Origin of the sequence: Alkalinema sp. FACHB-956 (genome assembly GCF_014697025.1) — a bacterium.
Lineage (GTDB): Bacteria > Cyanobacteriota > Cyanobacteriia > Leptolyngbyales > Leptolyngbyaceae > Alkalinema.
The window spans coordinates 26,270-43,607 of the sequence record NZ_JACJRC010000036.1; the positions used below are offsets into that span (position 1 = coordinate 26,270).

The following is a 17,338-nucleotide window of genomic DNA, read 5'->3' on the forward strand; positions in this document are numbered from 1 at the left end:
AGTGCCAGATTAAAAATTGTCCTGACAGTGGTTGTATAGATTTTGAGTTGGGGGGACTTATTCAATTCCCCGATCGCAATTTCCAGATTTTAAGCCCCAAATTTTTTAAACCCCCAATTTTAAGCCCCCAATTTTAAGCCGGATCAGCGGGACGGCCCGATCGGTTGCAATTCATCCAAATGCTGACAGAGGGTTTTCGCAAACAGACTCCCGCTGGCATAGTCCTGCACGTAGTCCTTCGGGGTTTGGGCTTGGGCCGCCGCTTCCTCCATCAGCTTGTCAATCTGTTCGTTCAGCGCCTCCGCAATCCGGCGATCGAGGGCTTGGATTTCCTCCGGGGTCACGTATTGCGCCGCCTTCTCCAACACAAACGCCTGGAGTCGATTTAATAGGGCATGGCGAATATCCTCCCGCAGCGCCTTGAGGTTCAGCAGCCGCGTGACTTGGTACTGGGCTTGCAGACCCACCTGTTTAGCAATCTCCGTCATCGATAATCCCTGGCAGTGGAATAATTGCAGGGCTTGCAGAAAATGCGTAGATTTGGGTGCTTTGAGCCGAGTGGTGCGATCGGCCACAACCTGCTGCATGGCCGCCTGTAGGCTCGTGGTGAACCCCTGGCGGTAGACTTGCAAAAATTGTCCGGCCCCGCTGTCCTCCTCCGGCGGCTTATCGGCAATACGATCGGCCAGGGTAAAGTTCTCCCCCTCATCCAGCGAACTGGTTTTCAACGATCCCCCCTTCACCCAGACTCGATATTGCCGGATGCGATCGGCAATCATGCGCAACTGTCGCAGCACCGCCGTGGGGCTGAGATCAATCTGCTCGGTTTGTAACCACTGCGCCATCTCCTGCAATTGCTCATCCGTCGGTTGGGGACAGGAGCCTTTCACCCCCGCTTGCCGTTGTTGCAGGCGATCGCGGCGATAGACGGCGTGGTAGCTTTCCAAAATCCGCTGGGCTTGCTGGATTTCCCCCGGCGTCAACGGCTGATAGGAGGACAGAATATGTTCCAGCTTTTTGGGGGTGGTGTCATTGAGGATGGCCCAATCGCTCAGGAGATAAACGCCACATTCTAATAGGAAGCGATTCAGTTCTCGATGGTGTTTCACCAAGCGCACCGTCCAAGTGCTGAGGCTACCGCGCCGTGGATCGAAGCTTTCTAGAATCTGTTTGGCCAGCGGTTTGTAGGCCCGAGGTTGGGTGCTGCCATCATCGTCAAGCACGAAGGGAAATAAATCCGTGCGCCGGAAGCCATGGTTTTCGCCAAACTGCATTTCCAGTTGAATACACACCTGTTCGATCTGGCTAGAGATAAACGATCGCAGGCTGAGTTCAGCCAGTTGGCTATCTGGCCCAGATTCCTGTATCCAATCCATGAGCTGTTGCTGAATGGCTACATTGTTTGCAGAATCAGCAATATCGGGAAAGTGCATCAGAATAAAATTCTTGACCGCTGGCAGTTCCTGGGCACGGCTGCGACCCGTATTGTCTAGTTTTACGAGTTTCCAATAACGAGAAGCAGTACTCATATCTCTCCGCGATCGCCCCAATGGTTTTACGTTTTATTACCGAGTATCTATTTTTATTAAGTCAACAGGATGACTTCCATCCGCTCTCTGAGCGACAAAATCTGGCTTTACCCACTCCTAGATTAGGCATGATACCTTGGGTCTGCCAAGCCTGAAGCGTCCAGATTCCCGTGAAAATGGGTTATAGGAAAACACGATCGCACCGCACGAAAGAAAAGAATAGTTAACTACCAATCCCCTCACAAAAGTTGGTCAATACTTAAACTAGGATAGTCTTTAAGCTATATAGAGGACGATATTTAGCTCCATGAACGCTGAACAGTTTCAACGGCATCCTGTTTGGGAACGCCTTAACCAAGGCCGTCAAGCCAAAGCTGCTCAAGGAGGGTATGCAGGGTATGGTGCGCCAGCCTTTGGACAACAGTCGATCGATGGTGAACTCGTCGAAAATCCCAGTGAGCAAGAAATTATTGACTTAATTCGACGGCACCACAAATCTGGTAAATCCCTCCAACAAATTGCGGATTGGCTCAACAATAAAGGTTACACAACTAAACGTGGGCAACAGTGGCGCAGGGTATCGGTCAAACGAGTTTTGGATCGTCTCTATGGCAGGTCTACTCAACTGTCTGGAGAAGTCACCAAGCTCAATCACGAAGCTCAATGAAGCCTAAATCTCAGCGCCACCACAATAGCGCCACCACAATATAGATCTCTTACAGATAGATCTCTTATAGACAGATCCCTTGCAGATAGATCTCTTACAGACAGATCCTTTGCAAAATTTGAACCATTCTTCCCCAGATTCGATTTTCCTCAAATTGAGCTAAATTCTCCTTTTTTCTCGTTGCGCGGTACACAGGGGGCAAGGGAGATCGGATCTGTCCTGTCTATGGGGCCATCTGAAACCAATTGATACTACTGGCCTTCCTGGCCTAGGGCGATCGTTTCAGGGGATCCAAGACTGTTCCCCAAGGCAGGCAACTGGAAAGGCGGGCAACTGGAAAGGCGGGCAACTGGAGTCGCCGCCGCCAGTCGATCGGGGCTGACTGGATCGAGGCGAGGCGATCGGGGCCAGACGATCGAGGCTGACTGGATCGGTTTTAGCCGATAATATCCAGAGCCTTTTATGGATAACTGGCCATGCACACCTTTTGGCAATCCTTTACGCTACAGACTTTGCCGCTCTATCAGTGGCGATCGTCTAGCTATCTCTACCAACTGGTGGGACTCCTGCAAGCTTGGCGATCGGGCAGTTGGCTTTTGCAGCAGGGGGATTTAATGGCGTTGGGACTGTTGGGCATCCTCTTCGGCCTCGCACCCTATGTCTCCACCACCCTGATTTCGATCTTATTGATCGCCTGCATTGGCTTTTGGGCATTGCTGACAATCTCGGATCCGCGCGAAAAAGCGGGGTGGGGCTTTACACCCATTCACCTAACGTTGCTGCTGTACTGGGGCATTTCCGTGATCGCCACAGGGTTATCGCCCGTCCGCACCGCCGCGATCGAAGGCTTAGCCAAACTGACGCTCTATCTGCTGACATTTGTGGTGATGGCGCGGGTGCTGCGGATCCCTCGCCTGCGATCGTGGCTGATTGGGATCTACCTCCACACCGCACTCCTCGTCAGTTGCTACGGCATTCGCCAATGGATTTTTGGCGCACCCCCCCTCGCCACTTGGTCGGATCCGGAATCGGAAATGGGCAACTTCACCCGCGTCTACAGTTTTCTGGGTAATCCCAACCTGCTGGCGAGCTATCTGATCCCAGCGGTCGCCTACAGCCTCATGGCCATTTTCGTCTGGCGCGGTAAATTACCGAAAGCCCTCGCTGCTGTCATGGCGATCGTCAATACCCTCTCCCTCGTCTTTACCTTCAGTCGAGGGGGCTGGATTGGCCTCGTGCTGGCCCTGGTTATCATGGGCTTGCTGGTGGGATTCTGGCTGAATCTCTACCGCAAAAAGTGGGTGTTGCCTGCGGTACTGGGCGGCATGGGGGGCTTTATTTTGCTGAGTGTCCTGTTTGTGCCACCCGTGCGATCGCGGGTGATGAGCATGTTCATTGGCCGGGGAGACAGTAGTAATAACTTCCGGCTCAATGTGTGGACTTCGGTGGTGGATATGATCAAGGCGCGTCCGGTTCTGGGTATTGGGCCAGGAAACGATGCCTTTAACAAAATCTATCCCCTCTATGCCCGATCGCGCTTTACCGCATTGAGTGCCTATTCCGTTCTGTTGGAAATTTGCGTAGAAACGGGTTTGATTGGCCTCTTTAGCTTCCTCTGGTTCCTGTCGGTCACCTTTACCCAAGGCATCGTGCAACTGCGACGGCTGCGGGATAGCTTGAATACCGATGGCTTCTGGTTGATTGGAGCCGTGGGAAGCATGGTAGGACTGCTGGGACAAGGTTTAGTGGACACCGTGTGGTATCGGCCTCAGGTGAATATGCTGTGGTGGTTGGCCGTTGCCATTATTGCCAGCTTTTACACAGCCCAGCCCCTGGTTCAGCAGACCGCAACCCCAATCCCACCCACCCCCACCCCCTCAGATGCCCTCAAACCCGGACAGCGGGGCTTTGCCGCCAGTATGTTTGGTGACCACCTTACCGTAGAGGATCGAGCCGACGATCGGGATTCTGAGGCTCCGTCCCCGGCGAACCCCGATCGCCAGTCCTAGCCGCTGATGTCATAATCTCTTGACGTATTAAATTCATACGGCCTTCATACAGTCCCAGCGAGGGCTCTGGACGAGCGGACTAGCGTGGTTTGTGCCATCGCCAGTTCTGTGAGATCCCAGGCGATCGCTGGGCTGTTTATTTTTCAGCCCGCAATTGTATCCGGGAGATCGTCAATCCACGGTGCACCTTCGCCGTATTTTCACAGTGGCAAGGCCCCACTCTCCAGGAAATCTTTTAACCTGGGGGGAAAGCATTCGGTGTTATCTATGTCCCGTGCCCGACTGGATGAAGCGGCCATTGTTCAAATGGCCCAGAAGTTGCTCTATGAGCAAGCGATGGTCACTTTGGATGGGCAATGGATTGGTGCGGTTGCCGCCATTCCCAAACAATCTCGGAAACAGCCCGTTCAACCAGAACTCAACTACGGTGAAATTTTTATTCGGGATAATGTGCCTGTGATGGCATATTTTCTCACGCAGGGGAAGTACGAGCCGGTGCGCCATTTCCTGCTGACTTGCCTACGCTTACAAAGCCAAGAAATCCAAACCCGAGGCATTTTTCCCACCAGCTTCGTAGAGCAGGATGGCCATGTGGTTGCCGATTATGGCCAGCGGGCGATCGGACGGGTAGTTTCTGTGGATGCGACGCTGTGGTGGGTCATTTTGGCCTATATGTACGTGCGGGCCAGTGGCGATCGGGATTTTGCGGGCCAAGCGATCGTGCAAAGCGGCATTCAGCAATTTCTGGATCTGATTTTGCGACCTTCGTTTCGCAAAGCGCCCACCCTCTATGTCCCCGATGGCGCATTTATGATCGATCGTCCGCTGGATGTGTGGGGCGCACCCTTGGAAATTCAGGTCTTGCTCTATGGGGCGTTGCACAGTGCAGCAGGGTTAATGCAAATTGGCTCGGAATCCGTTCACTCCCAAGCGTCTAACGCGCAAGATCCAAATCAGCGGACGAAATCGAAATCCTATTTATTCCAAACGCCGCACTCCGTTCACCATTGTTTGGAATATGCCCACCGATTACGGCAGTATCTGCTGAAGCATTATTGGGTGACGAGTAAAACCGTGCAGGTGCTCAGACGCCGCCCCACGGAACAGTATGGGGTGGAAATTCAGAATGAATATAATATCCACACGGAAACGATTCCCCACTGGTTGCAGGATTGGATGGGGCCTCGGGGGGGATATCTGATTGGGAATATTCGCACGGGGCGGCCTGATTTTCGCTTCTTTACCTTAGGCAATTGTCTGGGAGCGATTTTTGATGTGATTTCGGTGAAACAGCAGCAAGCCCTGTTTCGCTTAGTGGTGCAAAATCAGCATGATTTGGTGGCCCACATGCCCCTGCGCATTTGTCATCCCCCGCTTGTTGAGGAGGATTGGCGCAATAAAACGGGCTACGATCGCAAAAACTTACCTTGGTGCTATCACAACGCGGGTCACTGGCCTTGTTTGATGTGGTTTTTAGCGACGGCAATGCTGCGTCGGCACCATCCAGAGGATTTAGCGATCGAGGTGCGGCAGTTGTTAGAAGTGAGTTATCAACTGATGCTGCGGCAGTTGCCCCAACAAAAGTGGGCAGAATATTTCGATGGCCCAACGGGAAATTGGATCGGGCAACAGGCACGCATTAATCAAACTTGGACGATCGTTGGCTTTTTACTGATGCACCATTTGCTGCGGGTGAACGGCCAAGATGCCCACCTGCTGGATGTGCATTACGACATGAAGTTGTAATGACAGTTGGACTAGTCGCTGGAATTACAATCGATCGTGCCATTATAAAACCCCTCTCTCTCCAGAAAGGGGTTTTGCTATCTGAACCGATGGTCGTCTAAACCAACGGTATAAGATTTGCACGTTATGGTTCTCTCAAAGCCAATTGCTCCCAAGCTAACGAGCAATCATTTAAAAGCACAACTGAAAGCACAACTGGAAACACAACTGGAAATACAACCAGAAACAGAAATGAAAGCACGAATTTAGATCATCACGTGAGAGGTTCCTGTTAGAGAACCCTCTTCCTACCAGAGAATCATCGTGTTGTAGTGCTCGCGGATGTAGGATTTCAACGACTGCGGTTGAATGTGGGGATAGCGATCGGTCATCACAGCCCCCAGCTTACCTTTTCCAGAGACTAAGGCATAGTGATACTGTTGGGAGAGATAATCCCGCATCGATCGGGCCGTTTCCCGTTTCTGTTCAATCCAGCGTTGTAACTCGGCTACACTCCCCAAATTCCGCTCTGCCAACACTTGAATCGTATTGGCTTCAAACAGCGTTTTCAATTCTTTCATCGTGACCGTGTCACCCGCCACTTGCAACGCGGTATTCGCCAAACCTTCATCGAGTACAGCCTCAGCGGTGTAGGCGGCCACATCGTGCACCGTCGTGGTGTCAAAGGCCGTATTGCCATCGCCCCAATACTTAAACAATCCCTTGTGTAAATCAAACACCACCCCAAAGGGACTGAACAAAACCTCTGTCAGAATGCCATTCAGAATCAGCGTGTGGGATAACTTACGATTTCCCTGGAGGGCTTGATAAATCGCTTTCCGGAAGTTCAAGCTGTAGTGATCGCCCCAGTCTAAGTTGCGATAATCCACGGAGAAATCAGAGGGAATGAACCGTTTGACGCCTGCGGCTTCTGCGGCTTGAATCAGGTTCATTTGCCCATTGACAACCACATCCGCATCGCCATTGACCACAGAAACCACAGTTTCAATGCCACGGCAGGCGGCTACCAAACTTTCGGGAACCAGCAGATCCCCATGCACCAACTGCACACCCATCCGTTGCAAGTTGAGCAGTTTTTCCTGACTGTGGGGATTACTGGACGTATGTTCTCGAACGAGTGCTTTGACGGTCAAGTTTTCTTTTTGTGCGAGGGCTTTACCAATTTCATAGCCCACCATACCCGTTGCACCGACTAACAGGACTGGTAACTTCGCAGTCATAGCTCTAATCCTCAATTGCACAGAAAAGATTGCCAGAACAGATTACACAGAACAGATTAAATTGAATATAAAAAATACTCGTTATTCAACAATTAATACAACAATTAATGCAATTTTTAAAGAAACACTAATCAAGGCTATTTCCCGTAGGTCTGTTTTCAATTAAGACATGTCCAATCAACATGCTTTATAAATCCAGAGATCGGCACAGGCCGCCTTAGATCATTGTGAACAGGCTAGGACATCGATCGAGGACTCGCTTGAGAGAACTCGCTTGAGAGTTAGCCTTGATTAATGTTGGATATCTTGCACGGAGTCATTGTAAGAATCATCTGTTCCTGTACTATCGTGCAATTAATTTTTCGGGGATCGCAATCTGTCAGTCTTTCTTTCCATTAGTCGATCGAACTTCATGAAGTTCTTCAACAACGGGTTAAGTCCTGCTGCATTTGCAAGGATTTCATGACGTTTGGGAAGATGAAGTTAACGGATAGTGGGTTTGGAGATAGCCGATCGCGGCGGGGCGATCGGTAATCACTCCATCCAACGTTGCCGCTTGTAGCGTTTCCAAAATTTCCTTAAAGAGTTTTCCCGGTTTATAGCCTAGGGTTTTGAGGTCATGGCCGGTGAGCAATGGTTTGACGGCTGCCAATTGGGTTAAGTAATGCCAAATTGCGCGACGAATGGGGCGCGATCCCCTTGCTGCCACAAGGGATAGCAGCGGTAAATCGTAGGGCTTCAGTAATTGGTAAATTTGACTGGCGCGATCGCACTGGGGTAACTGCTGGTTCACTTGCAGTTCCACCGCCGCCAATTGCGTTAAACGATCGATGCAATCCACCGCTAACTGCAAATTTTGTGCAACCGTCTGCCGGACAGTCGTGAGACGGCTGGCCTCGTTGGTGAGACGGCTGGCCTCGTTCATCGTATCCTGCATTGAATTTGTCGCTAGATCGATCGATCGTTCAGCCAACGGATCAGCAGGCGGTTCGGGCTCGATCGCGGCAATCAGCACTTCCAACAACATCTGCCAAGACTGAAGATGGCCTTCTTGGTTACACTGTTGCATCCACCATTCCATCAAGCGTAACTGTCGCCACAGTTGCGTTGTTAACTTCAGCGTTGGATAGATACAGCACAGCGCATCCAGTTCCGCTAATTTACGAACCGCCAATCGCCAATACTTCGCTTGCAGAATATATTTTAATTCCGCCTTCAGTCGCGTTTGTAAGGCCGGGGCAATGACCTTGCCATTCTGTGTCTCGCGCACCTGATTATAAATGCCACTGGCGATCGCGTGGCGGATGTAGCCTTCCGTTTGCGCATCGAAGTCAAACCCCAACCGCGCAGCAAACCGAACGCCCCGGTAAATGCGCGTCGGATCTTCAATAAAACTATTGGGATGCAACACCCGCACACACTTCGCCCGCAAATCCAGCACCCCACCAAAGAAATCCAACATTTCCCCCGATCGAGGATTTGTCAGCCGCAACGCCAAGGCATTAATCGTAAAATCCCGGCGGTAGAGATCCTGCTGAATCGAACTGGCCTCCACTTCGGGATTCGCCGCTGGGTAGGGATAGAACTCCGTGCGAGCCGTGGCAATGTCGATCCAGAGGGAATCCAGTACAGGATCCTTGTGCCAAGTTAAGGCCGCCGTCTGAAATTTGCCATGGACTTCTAATTTGGCTTCCGGATATAACGCCTGCAACGCCTTGGCTAACTCAACCCCGGCCCCGGCCTCCGCCGATCGGTGATAGCCATCCACCACCAAATCCAAATCCGTCAGCATCACCGGCTGGCCCACTGCCGAGAGCATCAGATCCCGCACACCACCCCCCACCAGATATAAATGCCAGCCCCGTTCCTCCGCTTGCTGGGCCGCGATCGACAAAATGGCTTTTAGTGGGTCAATTAATTTATTCAGCGAAGGCACTACCGCATGGCGCGGGGGCACCACGGTGATCGATCGACGGGCGTGACCTTCCGATCGGGGCGATCGCGGGTCTTGCCGATCCTGATCCTGGCGATGCAACTGCCGCAGCACATCCGTCCGCGTCACGATACCCACTAACTTGCCCTGCTCCAGCACGGGTAAGCGGCCAATGTCATAGGTCACCATCAATTCTTCGATCGCCGGTAGGGTCGTCTCTGGGGCGATCGTATGCAGATTCGTCGTCATGTAGCCCTTGACCTTGGCATGGCTAAAGCCATGGTGGAAGGCAATGTCCAAATCACGCCGGGAAATCACGCCGATCAGTTGCCCCGCATCATCCATCACCGATAGGCCAGAATGCCCATAGCGCAGGAGGATCCGCTGAGCTTCGGCGATCGTGGTTTCCGGCAAAATGGTGCGCACGGGGGAGGACATCAGTTCCCTGGCAGTGGGGGCCGGAGGAATCTGTGCCCGCAACTCAACTAGCAACTGCTCCAGAATTTGCGGATAGTCCCCCTCCCGCAGATTCAGTGCTGCCGCTTTGGCATGACCACCGCCCCCCCAGGGTTTGAAGAGTTGATTCAGATCGGTTCCTTTAATCCGCGATCGGCCAATCACGGACATCTTGCCACAGGAGGCTTCGATCGGATCCTCTGCACAGCCATAGCGATGGGCCAGCAGGATCCCATCCACATCCGTCAGATCGACCAAGTGAGAAATTAGCGTAGACAGACCGGGGACAAATTCAGCGGTTTCCAGCAGCACCCAGGCGAGGGTATACCCCTGGATTCCTTCCGTCTGAAGCCGTTCCAGGGCTTCCCCTAACAGAACTTGCAACTGGGGGGAGAGGCCCGGTTCTAGGTACTCGCTAATCACCGGAAGGCTGGCCCCCTGGGTCATCAGCCAGGTTAGCGCCGCTGCATCCCGAGGGGTCGTATGGTCAAAGGTGAGGGATCCCGTATCCACATGGATCCCCAAGGCGAGAACCGTGGCATCCAGGGCATTCAGCACATAGCCTTCCTGCTGCAACTGTTCTGTGATCAGGGTCGTAGTGGCTCCCAAATCCTCGACAATTGTCTCCTGGGCTGGAATATCACAGTCAGCCTGGGGATGGTGGTCATAGATCGCGATCGGCACCGGCAAGTCCAGCCATTCCGCCGTTTTGCCCAAGCGATCGCGGCTTTGGGTATCCACAATGCTGATCGATCGAATTTGATCCCCAGGTACCGATCGCCGCTCAATCAAGGGATACTCATCCCGGTAAAGCGCCAGAAAGTCCCGGACTGCTGGGTGAGCCCCCCCTGCTAGGACAATCCGAGATCCCGGTCGTAGCCGCGCTAATCCAACCGCTGCACCCAGCGTGTCGAAATCTGCGGTCGTATGGCATAGAATCAAATCCATTTTTCTGATACGGTACTGTCATGGGTAGATCGCGCAGCGCAACCCTGCGATCGTGCATGGGATCGTGCCGCAACGGATCTAAAATTTTAATCAACGCTGTCTTGGGAGAAAAAAATGACGATCCTGTTCCAACTGCTGCTGACCATTCTGGTTCTATTTTCCTTCGCCCTGGCTGTCTATGTACCTGTTGCCTATGCATCTCCCCAAAATTGGGATCAGTCTAAGCGGCTGATTTTCCTGGGATCCATTGTTTGGGCAGGATTGGTCATTGCCGTGGGTGTGCTCAATTTCTTGGTTGCTTAGATCTCTTGGTTGCTTAGATCTATATCATCCAACTTTTAAGATCCTCGGGGAGCGTTTTGGGTTCGGTGGCGATCGTCTCAAATAGTCACAATCCACGCTCCTTTAATTTTTGGAAATTCCCCCTTAAAATTACACAAGTCGCTTTTTCTCGATCGATCTATCACTTTAGATAGAGAAAACTTGAGTTGTAATTTCATACCCGTCGATATAGCTTTCAATGGGGTTGGAGGCTACAGAAATCTGTGACAGTTCAGATTTAATGTGTTCCCCACTTACTCGCAGTACAATTAACGAATGGCTACTTTTGAAGGAACATTTGCCCACGCAGAGGCCTATCGCTTCGCAATTATTATTGGGCGTTTTAATGATTTGGTCACCATCAAGCTCCTGGAAGGCTGTCAAGACTGCCTAAAGCGTCATGGAGTGGATGTTGACCCCCAGGGCACCCAGGTGGATTACATTTGGGCACCGGGTTGTTTCGAGCTACCTTTGTTAGCACGACAGGTGGCGGGTTCGGGTCGCTATGATGCAGTGGTCTGCATTGGTGCAGTCATTCGGGGCGGCACTCCTCACTTTGACTACGTGGCTGCTGAGGTGTCCAAGGGCGTTTCGGCGGCGGCGTTCCAAACAGGTGTTCCCATTATCTTTGGGGTGTTGACTACAGACAACATGCAGCAGGCCCTGGAAAGAGCTGGGATTAAGAGCAATAAAGGCTGGGAATTTGGCATGAGTGCGCTGGAGATGGCCAGCCTCATGCACCAACTGCGGGAAGCCGGTTGTACGAATGGCCAAAGCCCGATTGGCCAAAGCCCGATCGCCAGTTCTCCTACCCTGCACACCTTGCCGGTCACCGTGGCAGATAGCTAGGGGCGATCGCGGCAGGTTCGATCGCGCGGTTCATCATTCTAAATCTTGGCTACAAATCGGCTGTAAAGCTTAGCTAGCTGTAAAGCTTAGCTATAAGTTAGCGCTGATTGTGGGGACATTTAAACACCTCACGATCAGCGCTTTAACTATTACAACTTTAACTATTGCAACGATGATTGCCTATGATGGCAGCCTAGTTCCGCTACTCAGTCGGTTCCTCAGCGGCTGGACTGGACTGGGTTGGACTTTTTTCCTGGTTGGGAGAAGCAGACCCTCCCGCACTGGGGACTTCCGCATCGGGCTGGCTATCGGATTTGCTGTCGGATTTGCTATCAGATTTGCCGAGGGGTTGGCTCTCAGGTTGGCTAGGCGTCCCTTCAGGCACCGCCTTTATCGTCTCAATCGTCTCAGCAGAATTTGTCGCGATCGCGGGAGCATTCTGCGGCGAGGGTGTTTCTGGGGCAGGCGGTTCGATCGGGGGCTGGGTGATGATAGGAGTCGCGATCTGGCTGGCTTCAACGACTTCAACTGTCACTTCAACCGCTTCGACAACCGCTTCCACTACTGGCACCGATTCCACCACGGGCACTGCTTCCACTACTGGCACCGCTTCCGCCACGGGCACTGCTTCCACTACTGGCACCGCTTCCACGACTTTGACTTCAGGAGCAGTCTCCAGCGAAGTCTCCAGTGAACGGTCAGATAAGACCTGAGCTGGAGTTTCAGATACCGCTTCCGGCGATACCGCTTCCGGTGCAAGCTGAAGCAAGTCAGGCGCGATCGTTTCTACCGCACTAAATTCCACCGCGATCGCGTCGATCGCTGGCAATTGCGAGGAGGACGGGTTAGAGGGCGTCGTGTCCCCGATCGGCGGATTGAGGCGCTCCGCATCGATTTCCGCAGCGTCTCGGGGCATAACTTCAACGGGCGAAATTTTTACGGGCGCAACTTCAACCGGCGTAACTTCAACTGGCGTAACTTCAACCGGCGTAACTTCCACAGGTACAGCTTCAACGGGGGCCGCTTCCACTTCAGTGCGCAACTCAGCGACAGGTTTAACTACAGGTTCAACTACAGGTTCAACTACAGATTCAACTACAGGTTCAGCCAAGGGGGACTGCGTTGGCGTTGGCTCGATGGGGGATTCCGGGGATTCTAAAGGCGCATCTAACCCGCGATCGAACGATTTCGCCTGCCACGATTCCGCCTCAAACGGCTCAACAGCAAATTCTTGCAACGGCTCCTGGGCAGCCCGATCGGGCATCCGCAAGTCTTCGATCGGCTGCTCTAGTTCTAATTTTTGGGGTTCAAAAACTTCTTCATTAAAAACAGGAATTTCTTGAGGCTGCGGCAGTTCCAACGGCTGGAGCGGCTGCAATTCACGCACCGTCTCTTCCACCGTGATGTTAATGGGCATCCGCACCGGCTGAAGTTCTTCGATCCAGCAAGCGGCGATCGGCATCGTCCGTTCCAAATCCTCCAGCGGTCGGGGAATCACCATGACGGCGTGCAGTTCACCCACCCGATCGGCCTCGGCCATGCCAATTTCGATCGCAGCGGCCACGTTGGACATCGACCCCCGCACGATCGCGGTACAGAGCCCAGCACCCGTGGTGTGATAGGCCGATAAGGTAACATCCGCCGATTTCAGCATGGCATCAGCGGCGGCCACCAATGCCGGGAACCCCCGCGTTTCGATCAACCCCACGGCCTGATCGCGAAACCGATTATTCTCTCGTCCTTCCACTAGTTCCGCCAACCGACTCCCGATCGGCAACACTTCCTCCAAATTGGGCATGGGCCGGGGAATAATGACCGACGAGGTTTTTTGGCCAAACTGAGCGGCTAATTCTTCCCCCGTCTGAATGGCCAAGCGAATATCCGGCGTTCTGCCCCGCACGACCGCCGTACAGTAGCCACTACCAATCTGCTCATACCCCACCAAGGTCACAGCGGAGGACTTCAGCATCATGTCTGCAATGCCCACGATCGCTGGGAAGCTCTGGGCCGAAATCAGCCCAAGCGCCAGATCGGAATAGGGATCGTCAGAACGGGTACGATACATAGAAGTCTTGAATGGGGTTCGTTGCTATTCTATCGCCTCCAGTTCCAGCTACCCCGATTCCCTAGGTTTAATCCAGCAATGCCTCTGTTTAGAAAGACTCATCCTTCTGGACGGGGCATGGGCAAGCTTAAACATCCACCCCTTCGATCGGGGCAAACCCTTGGCGCTGAATATTTTCCGTCACGGTGCGCGGCTCTAAAAATTGCAACAAATAATCCGGCCCCCCTGCCTTGGAGCCAACGCCGGACAACTTAAAGCCTCCAAAGGGTTGCCGTGCGACGATCGCCCCGGTAATGCTGCGGTTGATGTACAAGTTGCCCACTTCAAATTCAGCCTTGGCCCGCTCAATGTGCGACGGGGTGCGGGAAAAGAGGCCCCCGGTTAAGGCAAAATTCGTCCCATTGGCGATCGCCAACGCCTGATCAAAATCCGTCGCCTGCATCACCGCCAACACAGGGCCAAAAATTTCCTCCTGGGCGATCGTGCTTTGCGGATCAACGTTGGTAAAAATCGTCGGCCCCACAAAATAGCCCGTTTCTGGGCTGGGTAATTCGATCGCGAGGGTGGCCTCTGCTTTTCCCTTAGCAATGTAGTCCCGAATCCGTTGCTGGGCTGCGGCATCAATCACCGGCCCCACCTGGGTACTGGCAGCGGCGGCATCCCCCACATTGAGGGATTGGGTGGCTTCCACCAATCGCGCCACAAAGGCGTCATAAATCGGCGCAAGCACCACCACCCGCGAACAAGCCGAACATTTCTGTCCGCTGTAGCCGAAGGCGGAATACACCACCCCCTGCACGGCTTGATCTAAATCAGCGCTCTCGTCAACGATGATGGCGTTTTTGCCCCCCATTTCCGCCACGACACGCTTCAGGTGTTTTTGTCCCGGTTGCAATACTGCCGCATCGGCATAGATCTGGCAGCCCACCTCCTGGGAGCCGGTAAAGACAATCATCTGCACATCACGGTGTTTAACGAGGTAATTGCCAACGGTGGAGCCACGACCGGGAATGTATTGAAACACACCGGGGGGAATTCCGGCTTCAACCAAAATTTCACTCAGCTTTGCCGCAATCACCGAGGTTACTGCAGCGGGCTTAAGCAATGCACAATTCCCCGTCACCAATGCCGCGATCGTCATGCCGGTGGGAATCGCTAACGGAAAATTCCACGGCGAAATGACTAACACAAGGCCCTTCGGCTGATAGAAATAGCGATCGGTTTCCCCTGCTACATCGTAGCTGAGTTCCTGGGCGAGCCGTTCCATTTCTGCGGCATAATAGCGACAAAAATCCACCGCTTCTGAAACTTCCCCATCCGCTTGCCGCAGAGGTTTTCCCGCTTCATAGACCATCCAGGCATTTAACTCGTGGCGACGGGCTTCTAGTAAATCGGCGACTTTGCGAATGATGGCAACCCGTTCTTTGACGGGTGTACGTTTCCAGGTGGCAAAGGCGGTTTTTGCGGCGGTAACAGCCTCCTCCGCTTGGTCTAAATCGATCTGTCCCACTGTTCCCACGACCTGACTGGGCTGCGAGGGATTGACCGATGGCAGGGTCGCATCTGTAGTGATCGATCGACCGTTGATTAACGGCCCGTAGGTCTGTCCCAACTGTTGTTTTACACTGGCAAGTCCAGCATTCGCCCGATCGCGCAGATTTCCCAGGGCGTAGTCCGTATCCGGCGCTGGATCAATCCGACTCAGTGACGGAGAACTAGGGGCGATCGCCAGCGGATTCACTTCTAGTAATTCATCGCCTTCCCCCCACCTTGGAATCGCCAACAACTCCTCCGTGGGTCGCGCTTCCAAACTCTGCCGCAGGAATGAACTGTTGGCCGTATTTTCCAGCAAACGGCGAATTAAATAGGACATACCCGGAATTAAGTCCCCATAGGGGCAATAAATCCGTACCCGCTGCCCCCGTTTGGCGATCGCGGTGGCCAAATTATCCGCCATGCCGTAGAGCATTTGAAATTCCACCCGTCGTTTGGGAATGGCCAAGGCATCCACGATCGCGAGGGCATGGGCCTGGGAGCGCACATTATGACTGCCGATCGCGGCGTACAGGTGGGCATGATTTTCCAGCAGCAAGGCCGTCATGCGCTCGTAATTGGCATCGGTGGAGGACTTGTGGTTATAGACCGGCGTGGGCCAATGATTCTGGCGCGATAGAATCGTTTCCTGATCCCAATAGGCTCCCTTGACCAGGCGCAGAGTGATCGGATGGCCGCGCTCCTTGACCCAGGTAATCAAATCCTTCAAATCACCATAGCTATCGCGAAGATAAGCTTGCAGCGTCATCCCCACATCGGTGCGATCGCGAAATTCTTCTTCCAACAGCAATTGTTTCAAGGCCGTTAGGGTGGCCTCTTTATAGCGGTATTGCTCCATGTCAAAATGCACCGCGACGCCCAATTCCTTCGATCTCCGCAGTAAGGTGCGAATGCGATCGCTGACCTTGGCTTGGGATCCGGCTGCATCCAGGGGATCAAATTGGGAATAAAAGGCCGTTAATTTGACGGACACTTGTACCTTGGGTAAGGCATCTCCCTCCGCAGCATCAATGTTCGCCACCGTTGACCAGCCTTTCGCAGCATCGGTTAACTGTGCCATTAAATCTAAATACTGCTGCAAATATTCCTGCGCTTCCGTTTCCGTAATCACGGCCTCACCCAACAGGTCGATCGTGAAGGCCATCGACTGTTTACGTAGCTGTTCAATACTTTTGAGCGCTTGCTTGAGAGTTTCGCCTGCAATATATTTCCGCGCTAGGGTTTCCACTGCTGTTGCCAACGTCGTTGCCGCAACCTGTCCTGGAACGGAATCGGCATGGGTAAAATTTAACAATCCCTTCAAGGCTTGGGGCAGTTCCACCGCTGCATCGCCCAGGTATTCCTGGAGGTGACGGGCGATCGCGGCTTTGGTTTTCAATGCTGGCAGGCAATCGATTAAGCGAAATAACTGCACCCGCAGTCCGGGATTTTCCATCGTCCAAGCCAGCAGCTTGTCGTCCCAGCGCAACTGATCTTGGAACTTAGCAAAGAACGATCGCTTTTCTCCCGTTTGCGCCAAGAGTTCCCGCGCGATCGCTTGGACTTGGGCTTCGTAGGGAGACTTATACACGTGTTCTGAAAGGGTACCAGAGGTAGAAATTGCCATCGAACAGCCTCCCGTATGATGCGAAGGGAAAGGGTTGAATAGACTGATCCACTGGGAATCAAACAAAAAATCTGAGATCAATCAAGGAATTAAATTTCTAGAATAAAGAATTAAATTTCTAGAATGAAAGACTTGCAATCAGTTAAGAATTCACAAGCAACTTTGACAGATTAGTTTGAGCGAAATTGCCAGAAGTGATGGGTTGCAAAACACTCAAGTTCTATAGCGATCCTAAACGAAAGCAATCCTCAATGACGGGTGAGTTCTGTACATTTTGCCCTCACCCTAAATCCCTCTCCCAACTTGGGCTACCGTGTACACACAAGTCAGGGGAAAGTCATTTTCCAACCTAAGAAAATGCCTTCAAACCGTTGTAGACCCTTGACGATCGTCACAACACCAGGGGGACGCTGCGAGGGATAGCCAGACCATCCC

10 protein-coding genes and 1 pseudogene are annotated in these 17,338 nt (G+C 52.8%); 5 read left to right on the top strand and 6 right to left on the bottom strand.

What is annotated here, in order from left to right:
- Positions 1 to 143: 143 nt before the first annotated feature.
- Entirely contained in the window at positions 144 to 1,529 is a 1,386-nt protein-coding gene (locus H6G21_RS22945; RefSeq protein ID WP_190576443.1) for a hypothetical protein, read from the bottom strand.
- Positions 1,530 to 1,836: 307 nt separating this feature from the next.
- Here H6G21_RS22945 and H6G21_RS22950 point away from each other — a divergent pair, with 307 nt between their 5' ends.
- Positions 1,837 to 2,196, top strand: a complete 360-nt coding sequence (locus H6G21_RS22950; RefSeq protein ID WP_190576445.1) for a recombinase family protein — start codon at positions 1,837 to 1,839, stop codon at positions 2,194 to 2,196.
- A 251-nt stretch (positions 2,197 to 2,447) separates the two neighbouring features.
- Here H6G21_RS22950 and H6G21_RS22955 read toward each other — a convergent pair whose 3' ends face one another.
- Entirely contained in the window at positions 2,448 to 2,678 is a 231-nt protein-coding gene (locus H6G21_RS22955) for a hypothetical protein (RefSeq protein WP_190576447.1), read from the bottom strand.
- Here H6G21_RS22955 and H6G21_RS22960 point away from each other — a divergent pair.
- The gene (locus tag H6G21_RS22960) at positions 2,673 to 4,205 is read left to right on the top strand and encodes an IctB family putative bicarbonate transporter (RefSeq protein WP_190576449.1); all 1,533 of its coding nucleotides are present in this window, start codon (positions 2,673 to 2,675) and stop codon (positions 4,203 to 4,205) included. The two genes, H6G21_RS22955 and H6G21_RS22960, sit on opposite strands and share 6 nt — an antisense overlap.
- 267 nt (positions 4,206 to 4,472) lie before the next feature.
- On the top strand, positions 4,473 to 5,951 hold the full coding sequence (locus tag H6G21_RS22965; protein ID WP_190576451.1) for a glycoside hydrolase 100 family protein: 1,479 nt from the start codon (positions 4,473 to 4,475) through the stop codon (positions 5,949 to 5,951).
- Between the two features lie 287 nt (positions 5,952 to 6,238).
- Here the strand turns inward: H6G21_RS22965 and H6G21_RS22970 are convergent, their stop codons facing one another.
- Complete coding sequence (locus H6G21_RS22970; RefSeq protein ID WP_190576453.1) at positions 6,239 to 7,171, bottom strand: NmrA family NAD(P)-binding protein; 933 nt, start codon at positions 7,169 to 7,171, stop codon at positions 6,239 to 6,241.
- Positions 7,172 to 7,631: 460 nt separating this feature from the next.
- The gene (locus H6G21_RS22975) at positions 7,632 to 10,508 is read right to left on the bottom strand and encodes a CBS domain-containing protein (RefSeq protein WP_190576463.1); all 2,877 of its coding nucleotides are present in this window, start codon (positions 10,506 to 10,508) and stop codon (positions 7,632 to 7,634) included.
- A gap of 114 nt (positions 10,509 to 10,622) precedes the next feature.
- Between H6G21_RS22975 and psbZ the strand changes: the two genes are divergently transcribed.
- Both psbZ and ribH read left to right on the top strand, forming a co-directional pair.
- Entirely contained in the window at positions 10,623 to 10,811 is a 189-nt protein-coding gene (gene psbZ, locus H6G21_RS22980; protein WP_190576465.1) for a photosystem II reaction center protein PsbZ, read from the top strand.
- A 294-nt stretch (positions 10,812 to 11,105) separates the two neighbouring features.
- Positions 11,106 to 11,678 (top strand): 6,7-dimethyl-8-ribityllumazine synthase, encoded by a 573-nt coding sequence (ribH, locus tag H6G21_RS22985; RefSeq protein WP_190576467.1) that lies wholly within the window; start codon positions 11,106 to 11,108, stop codon positions 11,676 to 11,678.
- A 1,414-nt stretch (positions 11,679 to 13,092) separates the two neighbouring features.
- Here the strand turns inward: ribH and H6G21_RS25890 are convergent.
- Positions 13,093 to 13,743, bottom strand: a pseudogene (locus tag H6G21_RS25890) (BMC domain-containing protein); the annotation flags it as partial.
- 127 nt (positions 13,744 to 13,870) lie between these two features.
- Entirely contained in the window at positions 13,871 to 16,903 is a 3,033-nt protein-coding gene (pruA, locus tag H6G21_RS22995; protein ID WP_190576471.1) for an L-glutamate gamma-semialdehyde dehydrogenase, read from the bottom strand.
- Positions 16,904 to 17,338: the final 435 nt, after the last annotated feature.

Bases quoted from the DNA above. Each gene is read 5' to 3' on its own strand.
- H6G21_RS22945 (WP_190576443.1), bottom strand. From the start codon at position 1,529: ATGAGTACTGCTTCTCGTTATTGGAAACTCGTAAAACTAGACAATACG.
- H6G21_RS22950 (WP_190576445.1), top strand. From the start codon at position 1,837: ATGAACGCTGAACAGTTTCAACGGCATCCTGTTTGGGAACGCCTTAAC.
- H6G21_RS22960 (WP_190576449.1), top strand. From the start codon at position 2,673: ATGCACACCTTTTGGCAATCCTTTACGCTACAGACTTTGCCGCTCTAT.
- H6G21_RS22965 (WP_190576451.1), top strand. From the start codon at position 4,473: ATGTCCCGTGCCCGACTGGATGAAGCGGCCATTGTTCAAATGGCCCAG.
- H6G21_RS22970 (WP_190576453.1), bottom strand. From the start codon at position 7,171: ATGACTGCGAAGTTACCAGTCCTGTTAGTCGGTGCAACGGGTATGGTG.
- H6G21_RS22975 (WP_190576463.1), bottom strand. From the start codon at position 10,508: ATGGATTTGATTCTATGCCATACGACCGCAGATTTCGACACGCTGGGT.
- psbZ (WP_190576465.1), top strand. From the start codon at position 10,623: ATGACGATCCTGTTCCAACTGCTGCTGACCATTCTGGTTCTATTTTCC.
- ribH (WP_190576467.1), top strand. From the start codon at position 11,106: ATGGCTACTTTTGAAGGAACATTTGCCCACGCAGAGGCCTATCGCTTC.
- pruA (WP_190576471.1), bottom strand. From the start codon at position 16,903: ATGGCAATTTCTACCTCTGGTACCCTTTCAGAACACGTGTATAAGTCT.